The 1,866-nt window shown below is 68.6% G+C and carries 2 protein-coding genes; one reads left to right on the plus strand and one right to left on the minus strand.

Annotated features, from left to right (window positions below; translation table 11 throughout):
• Nucleotides 1-1,116: zinc-dependent metalloprotease (locus LQV45_RS29205; RefSeq protein WP_230010550.1), on the plus strand; the 1,116-nt coding region annotated here is incomplete at its 5' end.
• Between the two features lie 7 nt (nucleotides 1,117-1,123).
• Here the strand turns inward: LQV45_RS29205 and LQV45_RS29210 are convergent.
• Nucleotides 1,124-1,768, minus strand: a complete 645-nt coding sequence (locus tag LQV45_RS29210) for a M48 family metallopeptidase (protein ID WP_230010553.1) — start codon at nucleotides 1,766-1,768, stop codon at nucleotides 1,124-1,126.
• Nucleotides 1,769-1,866: the final 98 nt, after the last annotated feature.

A 1,866-nucleotide genomic window follows, 5' to 3' on the forward strand; every position in this document is an offset into this window, starting at 1 on the left:
CTTGGGACGTGGAAGCGGCTGACCGAGCCAGTGGCCAACAGCATTGCCAATGCGCTCTCGGCCGCCATGACCGAGCAGATGCCCGAGGAAATGAAGTCCATGATGGGCGGCGCCTCCTCGATGATCCAGAACATGGGCGGGGCGATCTTCGGCATGCAGCTCGGCCAGGCGATCGGCGCGCTCTCGGCCGAAGTGGTCAGCTCGACGGACATTGGCGTGCCTCTCGCAGACCTTGAAATGGCGCTCCTGCCGGCCAACGTGGCGAAATTCGGTGAGGGCCTCAGCCTGCCGGAGAACGACATCCGCCTGTTCCTGGCCGTGCGCGAGGCGGCACACGCCCGTCTCTTCGTCCAGGTCCCCTGGCTGCGCGGGCACCTGCTCGGCGCGATCGAGGCCTACGCCCGCGGCATCCACATCGACACGTCCAAGATCGAAGAACTGGCACGCGAGATCGATCCCAGCAACCCCGAGGGCATCCAGGAGGCGCTCTCGCAGGGAGTCTTCATGCCGCAGCGCACTCCCGCCCAGGAGCAGGCCCTCGAAAAGCTGGAGACCGCGCTGGCCCTGGTGGAAGGCTGGGTGGACGAACTCACCTGGGGTGCAACCGAGAAGATGTTGCCGTCCGCCGCCGCACTGCGCGAAACCGTCCGGCGGCGCCGGGCCACCGGGGGTCCCGCGGAGCACGCGTTCTCCTCCCTCGTGGGACTCGAACTGCGGCCGCGCCGGCTCCGCGAGGCCGCCACGCTGTGGGCCTTGCTCAAGGAAGAGCGTGGGGTCGACGGCCGCGACGCCGTTTGGCAGCATCCCGACCTGCTTCCCACGGCAGAGGACCTGGAAGATCCGCAAGGCTTCAGCGAACGCCGTAAACTCGCCGAAGCCAGCGACAGCGAAGTGGACGACGCCCTGCAGAAACTGCTTAGCGGAGGGTTCGACGAGCCGGCCGGCGCCGACGCCACGGACACCGAGGGCACGGCGGATTCAGAAGGCACCGCGGATTCAGAAGGCACCGCGGATTCAGAAGGCACGGCGGATTCAGAGGGCACGGACGAACCGGCGGCCAAGGACGACGACCGTCAGGACGGCGGACCGGACGACGGCGGCACGCCCAAGGCCTAGCCGAACGCTAGTAGGCCCCGGCCGGGATTTCGGTTCCGTCCGGGGCTTCGTCGTATCCGCCGTCGGGTGCCAGGCCGCGTGATGTCGCAAACGAGACCCCTTCCAGGAAGGCCTTGGCACGCTCAGTCTCCGGGTACGCCGTCAGCAACCGCCAGAAGGCGGCATCGTGGCCGGCCACCAGGAGGTGGGCCAGTTCGTGAAGCAGCACGTAGTCGATCACCCACTGCGGCATGGGCTGCAGCTTCGCCGAGAGCCGGATGGTCCCTTCGGACGGCGTCGCGGAACCCCAGCGCGAATTCTGGTTGGTGACCCAGCGGACCGAGGAGGGCACCGCTCTGCCGCCCAGGTACTTCGCCGACAGATCCGCGGCGTGGGCGGCAAGGTCGGCATCGCTGCGGGGGCGGCGCCGGCCGGAACCCCGCGCCGCCCGGTCCCCCTGGCGCCGGAGTTTCTCCAGCATGCGATGGACCCACTCCCGTTCCTGCGCCCTGCTGAAGGACGCGGGGATGGCGACGACGGCGGTGCCGTCCTCCCAGAACGCGGCGACCGTGCGGCGTCGGCGCGCAGAGCGGCGGACCACTACCGGGGCGCCGTCGGCGGTGGTCAGCGGTGTGGCCGCCGGAACTGAACCGGACATCACTGAACTGGGCATCACTGAACCGTGCTTTCGGCCAGGACTGTCAGAACGGCCTCGCCGTACTTCTCCAGTTTGGATGGACCCACACCGGCGAGTTTGGCCAACTGCTCCAG

It is taken from the genome of Microbacterium sp. Bi128 (genome assembly GCF_918698205.1).